Here is an 8,151-nt window from a genome sequence, read left to right as displayed (position 1 = left end):
GAGCCAGGTCATTGAGGAGCCGTATGTGGTGAAAGTCACAAGTACGGTTTTGAAGGAGAGGGGGAATGAGTAATTATTCCCTCGACTCTATCAAAGTAGTCAGTAAGTTAGGTGTAAACCTTGACCGACTGAATAGACGGTGCTTGACGACTCCCAGCGAGAGTTAGAGTTTGGGCATTGCCCAAGCCTGCTTTGTCCGCAGAATCGAGCGTGGCTTTAGCCCGCTCGAGTGTCAACCCCTATTAACCGACTACGGTATAGTGGGGGAATTCCCGTCTGTCTAGTTAAATTGTCAAGAGGTAGATGGCTAGTTTTGGAGTGGTTTCTCAAAAAGAGTTAGGGCGCAGGCGCGAAGAGTTGCGGCGGCAGCGTCGCGCTCGATCGGCAGCCCTGATGTGGCAAATGTTGGCAGCGAGCGCGATCGCCGGGGGTTTGCTGTGGTGGATTGCACAGCCGGCTTGGTTGATTGCTCGATCGGAACAAGTGAAGGTGGAGGGCAATCAGTGGCTGTCGGACAAGGCGGTGCGCTCTTTGGTGCCGCTGTCTTACCCGCAGTCGCTGTGGGGAATTCAACCGCAGGCCCTGGCCCAAAAGCTGGAGTCAACGGGGCCGATCGCCAAAGCCAAGGTGACTCGCAACTTGTTTCCACCTTCTTTGACAATAGAAGTGTCAGAAAGGCTGCCGGTGGCGGTGGCACAGCCGACTGCGGTGTTGAAATCTAGCGACAAGGACAAGGTGGGGTGGCTGGATGCTCGCGGAGGCTGGATGCCGTCAGAGAGCTATACTGCTGTGCGATCGGACAATAGTTCGATCGCACCGGTCAGCCCTCAGGGAACCGGGCCCCAGCATTCTTTGCCAACTTTAAAAGTCATCGGGCCTTTGGAACAGTATCGAGCCTCGTGGCCGAAGTTTTACCAAGGACTCAGCGGCTTGACTGTGAAAGTGTTTGAGATAGATTGGCAAAACCCAAATAACTTGATCTTGAAAACAGAGATCGGTACGGTACACTTAGGGCCGTACAGTTCCAAGACTATCGAGCAGCTTAAAGTTTTAGACCGAATGCGACAATTGCCAAAACAGCTAGATTCAAGCAAAATAGCCTACATTGACTTGAAAAATCCTGCTGCCCCGATCGTCCACTTGCCAGAACCCCCTCCTAGTTTGGAGAGTTCAACTCCCGCACCAACTCCGGCTCAGAATTGAGCCTGTGTCTTGGAAAGGCGGGAGAAGGTATAGTCGATCGACAATCAGAATTTTTACATCTGGGCATCAATACGCAAGACTGGAAATAAGGACACTTTTTTGATACCGATCCGCATCAGAAAAAAAATTCATAACTTTGGGTTCGATCCGATGCGTTAAGGGCTGGTATCCATTTTTTTCATTTTGCCTTGCCCAGAAGTGCCTTGTGCACAAGCACCTAGATGGGGTATGCAAGCTATGGGCGAGCAACAGCGGCCAAATCCGAGATTGCTAACATTGAGCCTCGACCAGTGTTAGTTTTTCGCGCAACATTAGCATATAGTTGATGGTGAATTGGCGTTTAGTTTAGTTAAAAAGCTGTAATCTACTATCCCAGACTCTCATGAACCTTAATAATAGTCAGGGGTCTGACCAAGACAGTCCCCCTTCGGAAGAAGTAAAAAATTTTCCGGTGGCCTTAGATTCCGCCAATCCGTTTAGACGCAAGTCTGGTTATGTAAATGTAGATAGTATTGATATCGATCCTATGGTCAATCCCAAAGACATAATGCCCAGCAGTGCCGCCAAAATCAAAGTAATTGGCGTTGGCGGTGGTGGCGGCAATGCCGTTAACCGGATGATTGCTAGCGAGGTTTCTGGTGTCGAGTTTTGGTGCGTGAATACGGATTCCCAAGCTCTGGTGCTCTCTAATGCTCCGAAACGCTTGCAAGTCGGACAAAAGTTGACGCGCGGTTTGGGCGCGGGCGGCAATCCGGCGATCGGACAAAAGGCTGCTGAAGAGTCTCGCGACGAAGTTGCTAATGCTTTGAATCACGCCGATTTGGTGTTTATCACGGCCGGCATGGGTGGCGGTACGGGCACGGGCGCGGCTCCGATTGTCGCGGAAGTGGCTAAAGAAATGGGCGCTTTGACTGTGGGCATCGTAACCCGGCCTTTCACGTTTGAGGGACGGCGGCGCACCAGCCAAGCTGAGGAAGGAATTGCGGCTTTGCAAAGCCGGGTGGATACGCTGATCGTGATTCCTAACGACAAGCTGCTGTCTGTGATTTCGGAACAAATGCCCGTACAAGAGGCTTTCCGAGTTGCTGACGATATCCTGCGCCAAGGGGTTCAGGGTATTTCTGACATTATTACGATTCCCGGTTTGGTGAATGTTGACTTTGCTGACGTGCGCGCTGTAATGGCGGATGCGGGTTCGGCTTTGATGGGTATCGGCGTGGGATCTGGCAAGTCGCGGGCTAGGGAAGCTGCAATGCAGGCGATTTCTTCGCCTTTGCTGGAAGCTTCCTCGATCGAGGGCGCTAGAGGTGTAGTGTTTAACATCACTGGCGGTACAGATATGACGCTGCATGAAGTTAATGCGGCGGCTGAGACGATTTATGAAGTTGTCGATCCGAATGCCAATATTATTTTTGGAGCGGTGATTGATGAGCGGCTTCAGGGCGAAATTAAGATTACTGTGATCGCTACTGGTTTTTCGGGGGAAATGATCTCATCGTCTCAGGCTTCGCGCGCGCAAAATGTTAATGCTCCTTGGCGGGCTGCAACTGTGCCGGTGACTCCGGCTCAACAGCCGCAGGATGCGAAAGCGAAACCGCAGGATTTCGGATTGGATATTCCTGAGTTTTTGCGCAACCGTCGCCCACCCAAATGATTTTAGATTTTGGATTTTGGATTTTAGATTTTGGATTTTGGATAAATCTCCAATCTGAAAAATCTAAAATCTATTGAGATTTGGGATTTGGCATTTTAGATCAATCTAAAATCTAAAAAATCCCAAATCTAAAATCTAAAATCTAAAATTTCTAGGGTTTGTCCGGGTTCGGGTTCGAGTAGCTGGGTGGATAGTCCCGAATTGGCGAGTAAATCGCGAAATTCGGGGATGCTGCCGATCGACTTCACTAACATTGGTAAAATACCCGTGGCTCGGATATCTCCTGTGGTTGTAGGTACAAAAAACCGAGGTTTTAGGGTTTGGGCAAGTTTCAGGGCCTCAGCAGGGCCGATGATGATTTGTCCGAGGAAGGGGAAGATTTGACCGATGACGGGGGCGATTGCTACGTCTACGGTGTCTATTTTCTGTTTGACTTTTTCTAAGGGCGGCAGGTGTGGTTCGTAATAAAGAGTTTCGCCGCTGTTTAAATCTTTGAGTAAATAGCCGTTTTCTTCTTGTCCGGGCTGGATTTCGGCTCCGGGTACGGCGGTTATTTGTAATATTTCTTTAAATGTAGACTCTTGCCAATTTGCTAAAGATGTGATATTGGTGTAGCCTAAACTGCTGAGGACTTTGGCGGCGGTGGGTGAGGCGATCGCGGGAATTGTGCGATCGAGCTTTTCGAGTGTTGGTCTGTGACAGTGGTCGTCTAAGCCTTGGGAAATTAGGATAAGATCGATCGGCGGTAAGGTACTGGGAGTAAAGGCGACGGGCGTGTTGTGGTAGGCGGTGAACAGCCAAGGTTGACCGTAAAATACGAGGGGATCGACTAGCCAGGGATCGACTAAGATGGTTTGGCCTGCGATGTGGAAGATCCAGGAGTTGAGGTCGATGCGGGTGAGTTTCATATTTATTTGCAATAATTCTTTACTTGATTTTAATCATAGCTAATTTGGTTGGGGATTTTGAACCGCAGATGATGGCAGATGAACACGGATGAACGCGGATAATATGGAATTTATCTGCGTTTGTTTGCGTTTATCTGCGGTTGCACAAAAGATGATTAAATCTAAGATTCCTGTGGCTTTGACTGTGGCTGGATCTGATAGCGGCGGCGGGGCCGGGATTCAGGCTGATTTGCGGACTTTTGCTTTTCACTGCGTGCATGGTACGAGTGCTCTGACTTGCGTGACAGCTCAAAATACTTTGGGTGTGACGCGGGTGGATGCTTTGTCTGCGGAGGCTGTGGCCGCTCAAATCCAGGCGGTGGTTGGGGATATTGGGGTGCAGGCTGCGAAGACTGGGATGCTGCTAAACCGGGAAATTATGGCGGTAGTTGCTTCCCAGGTTGAAGCTTGGAATATAGGAAATTTGGTTGTCGATCCGGTGATGGTATCCCGATCGGGCGATCGACTGATTGACGACGGGGCGATCGCATTTTTGCGCGATAATTTGATTCCTTTGGCGGTTGTTGTAACTCCTAATCGCTTTGAGGCTGAGATTTTGAGCGGAAGAGAGATTGTTTCTTTAGATGATATGCGATCGGCAGCGCAGGAGATTTATCGATCGGGCGCGAAAGCTGTTTTAGTCAAAGGTGGCGGGATGGCGGGAGATTTGCGGGGAATTGATGTTTGGTTTGACGGTACGCGGCTGGATGTGTTGAAAACTGAGACGGTTGATACTGGGAATACTCACGGGACTGGTTGCACGTTGAGTGCTGCGATCGCTGCTAATCTAGCATTAGGTAAAGATTTGTTTACAGCGGTGACATTAGCTAAGAATTATGTTACTACTGCTCTGAAATATGCTTTAGATATTGGGGAAGGTCAAGGCCCAGTAGGGCATTTTTTCCCGCTTTTGGTCTCAAAAGTCCTTAGTCATTAGTCATCTCATCGCCCAAAAGAAAGATCGGGAGCATCTCAATTTTGCAAAAAGCATTTTTTTTATTATAGTGCGAGCGTCCCCGCTCGCGATTTGTAGCATACGCGAGCTCTTGCGTGCTCGCACTATAAATGCAAAACTGAGATGCTCCCGAAAGATCGCAATCAAATAGGTTCGATCGTTCGGACTTTAGTCCTTCTTTATGCGGACTAAAGTCCTCACTACGAACCGTTTTTATTAGTGGTACAGTTGTTAAATTGTCTACTTTTAGGCTTGGGAATACAGGGAGGGCGATCGCAAGAATGTTTGATTTGGTGAGGGTTTGGGGGTTTTGGGCGTTGAGGGCAAGCGAGTCAGCGCAGGAAGTGACAGTTTGCTGTAACTGCGATCGCCCGGAATTCCCTATTGTGAAATCATCGAATTTAACAATAGCCCCATGGAACTCCTCAACTACTACTTTCAAACATCTACTTCCTTCCAACCCTTATTCTATCAGGTCAAATTTGTAATTTGCCATAAAATCCTCCGCCGCGACAGCCAAACATTGGCACTGATAGCACTCCCAAATAAATTGTAAACTCTTCCCTTCTCTTTCTTCCTTCGCGTTCTTTGCGCCTTCGCGGTTCGTTTAATTTCTCAATTTCTCAGGAGAAAGCGCGATCGCCACCAAATCTTCAATCTTCTTAATATTCGGATCGCCAGCTAAATAGCCAATACCTCGATGCAAGTGCAGGCGAAACTGTTGGGCGAGAGTTTCCTTGGACGTACCCAAATTATCTTGATAACACCGCTGCTTGAGAGCAACGATCAGAATATCAGCCATGTCGCCGCCAAAAACATCCCAGCTTAGTTCCACATTGCTGTCGCTCTTAATAGGTACTGGGGATGGGATGCTGGGTTCGGCGAGCGATCGGCAAAATCCCCACCGGCACAGGACGTTCCACCGATCGATTTTAGTCGATCGTTTGAGTTTAGATAGTTGGTCTTTGGCTGTTTGAGAGAGGCAGATGCGATCGACTGGTGGTTCCATGAGTTGAGAATTGTTTGATATCTGGTAAAGAGTGTTAATATTTGGGAAGCTCAGCCTCTAAATTTACGTTTTTTGACCGAGTTAAAAAACTAAAATTAACAAATTTTTACAGGGCGCGGGCTTGATAAATACAGCGGTTTTTGGTATTATATTTTTAGTAGGATGAATCCTAACATAATGGGATGGTTGCAAAAATAAAATTTTCGCAACCATCCCATTATCCTATATATACTACCGCAACTCCCCGGAAAAGTCAAGGGGGTTGCTAAAAATTTTGGCGCGGTTTTTTATGCCCAGAAATAACCAGTTTCGACGGTAGTTTGCCGTTTGGTCGAATCATAGTTGAGGAGGTAGCTGTGGGCGATCGCCTCTAATTCTTGCAGCTTATCATATTCTGCTTGCCGAATCTCCGTGTCGGTAGAAAGCAGGATGACTTGGTGGCTGGCTGAGGGAAAATAGCGTTCGACTAGGTTGTTTCTGTGGGATGAGTCGAGGCGGCCGAGGGGAGTGTCGATCGCAACTGGTAACTGTCTCCCGGATACTCTGGCCAATCCCCACAAAAAGGCGATCGCCAGCAGTTGTTTTTCACCAGCCGAAAGTCGGTGTTTGGGTACCGGTTTGCCTTCTGGATCGTAAATTGACAGGCTAAATGTGTCAGTGTCGATCGCAACTCTGTGCACCAGGTCGCTTTTGTGCAACAGGTAGCGAAAACAGTCGGTAATCTCTATTTCGAGTTTGTTGAGTTTTTTGAGGGTGAGTTTTTCTTTAAAGAGTTTAAGGGTATTTTGCGCTTTCGCGATCGAAGCGATGACGTGTTGGCTGTTTCTGATGGTAATGTATTCACTACTGTAGCTTTCTAGTTGTTTCTGGGTTTTGGCTAATTCTTTATCTAATTCTGCGATGCGACTGTTTGCGGATTCCAAGGCTGCGGCTGCGATTGCAACTGCTTTTTGAGCATTCCTGACTTCTTCTTCTAATTTCTCGTAGGCTTCGGGGGAAGCTGCGGCGGCGAGTTGTCTGTCGGTGAAGTCAATTTCTGTTTCGATGTGGGTGATTTCTGCTATTTGTTGGGCCACGAGAGTTTCTTCGGCTTTGATTTGGTAGCCGAGGAGGTTTTCTAATTGCTGGATATTGCTGTTGTCGGCGTTCATCCAGGGCGGGGCGTCGGTTGCCGCTTGCTGTTCGAGTTCTCGATCTTCTTCGCGGATGAAGTCTTGAATTTTATCTAGCTGTTGGGGATTTAAGGAGATTTCGGCGATATAGTTGAGGAGGCGATCGCTTCTTTGTTTGATAACATTTTGGGCAATCTTTGCTTGCTGCTGGCTGGCTTCGGTTTCTGCTTGGGTTTTTGCAGCGGTTAGCAAGGGTGAAATAAGCGCTAGCGGTAGCATATTTGATGCCAATTCCATCATGGCTAGACGGGTTTTGTCTGCTTGATTTCTGTAGTCGTTTAGCTGTCTGTCTAGTTGACTGCGATCGCCCGCAATTTTTCCGCCTTGATAAATAAATTTGTCTGATGCTTTTTGCTGATTTGTTTGAGCTTTTTCTAATTTATTTTTCAGGCTGGCTTGTTCTTCAGTTGCAAATTGTTTTTTGTTACTAATTTCCTGAAAAGTTGCTTCAATTTTTTCTAAAGCTGCCAAGTCTTTTTTGCCAGCAATTTCTTTGCGCTTGCGGCCTGCTAATATTTCTAAATCGACAGCGAGGCGTTCTGCTAATTCTAAACCCAACAAAGATTTAATCGCCCCGACGACAAACTCGGGCGGAGTTTCGAGTTCGGCGAGTTCTTTGACTTGTTCGCCGTCAAACAGAAACAGGTTGGATATGCCGACTGGTAAAAGGGTTTCGATATATTCGTCCCAAGTGTTGGTAATGGCTTTGTCCGACCACCAATCCTTGACTATTTCGCTGTATATGAGAATGCTTAAGGTGTCTTTGATATCTGGTTTTTTCCAGTATCTAACAATTTTAAATTGAGTTAATTGGTCATCTTGGACTTGTTCAAATGTTAGTTCTACGCGGGTTTCTTCTAGTGGGGGAGTGTGGCGGTTGACGCATTGATTAATAAAGTCGCTGTAGCTTAAATTGCCTCGGGTGGAACATTGGGCGCGACCGCCGTAGAGGGCGAGGCGAATGGCGTCCATGAGGGTGGTTTTTCCGCCGCCGTTCATGCCGCCAAATAGGATAACCGGGCAGGGATTTCCGTCTTTTTCGGGGCGGAGATTGATGGTTTGGGTGCCTGCATAGGGCCCGAAGTTTTTGAGGACGAGTTCGAGGAATTGCATTGTAGATGTTGTCGGTGGTTGCTGATTTGTTTAGAAGGTGCGTCAGCCATTGGGCTATCAATTAGATACAGAATAATGCTAGCTGACGCATCCTACGC

At 47.8% G+C, this 8,151-nt stretch carries 6 protein-coding genes; 3 read left to right on the top strand and 3 right to left on the bottom strand.

Annotated elements, in window-relative coordinates:
* Positions 1 to 303: 303 nt before the first annotated feature.
* Positions 304 to 1,203 carry an FtsQ-type POTRA domain-containing protein gene (locus tag JGK36_RS24045; RefSeq protein ID WP_293179315.1) on the top strand — a complete coding sequence of 300 codons (900 nt, stop codon included), beginning with the start codon at positions 304 to 306 and terminating at the stop codon, positions 1,201 to 1,203.
* A 382-nt stretch (positions 1,204 to 1,585) separates the two neighbouring features.
* Positions 1,586 to 2,857, top strand: a complete 1,272-nt coding sequence (gene ftsZ / locus JGK36_RS24040) for a cell division protein FtsZ (protein WP_293179312.1) — start codon at positions 1,586 to 1,588, stop codon at positions 2,855 to 2,857.
* 128 nt (positions 2,858 to 2,985) lie between these two features.
* Here ftsZ and JGK36_RS24035 read toward each other — a convergent pair whose 3' ends face one another.
* Positions 2,986 to 3,765: an MBL fold metallo-hydrolase gene (locus JGK36_RS24035; protein WP_293179309.1), complete on the bottom strand. Its 780-nt coding sequence runs from the start codon at positions 3,763 to 3,765 to the stop codon at positions 2,986 to 2,988.
* A gap of 151 nt (positions 3,766 to 3,916) precedes the next feature.
* Between JGK36_RS24035 and thiD the strand changes: the two genes are divergently transcribed.
* Positions 3,917 to 4,741, top strand: coding sequence for a bifunctional hydroxymethylpyrimidine kinase/phosphomethylpyrimidine kinase (gene thiD / locus JGK36_RS24030; protein ID WP_293179326.1), 825 nt, complete (start codon positions 3,917 to 3,919; stop codon positions 4,739 to 4,741).
* 625 nt (positions 4,742 to 5,366) lie between these two features.
* On the opposite strand, the gene dndE is transcribed toward thiD, so the two are convergent.
* Entirely contained in the window at positions 5,367 to 5,768 is a 402-nt protein-coding gene (gene dndE, locus JGK36_RS24025; protein ID WP_293179306.1) for a DNA sulfur modification protein DndE, read from the bottom strand.
* A gap of 287 nt (positions 5,769 to 6,055) precedes the next feature.
* Positions 6,056 to 8,053, bottom strand: a complete 1,998-nt coding sequence (gene dndD, locus JGK36_RS24020; protein WP_293179303.1) for a DNA sulfur modification protein DndD — start codon at positions 8,051 to 8,053, stop codon at positions 6,056 to 6,058.
* Positions 8,054 to 8,151: the final 98 nt, after the last annotated feature.

Source organism: Microcoleus sp. PH2017_35_SFW_U_B (assembly GCF_020737865.1).
Classification (GTDB): Bacteria; Cyanobacteriota; Cyanobacteriia; order Cyanobacteriales; family Microcoleaceae; genus Microcoleus.
Note: the sequence above shows the minus strand (reverse complement) of the source record. Positions and strands in the feature narration are given on the sequence as shown.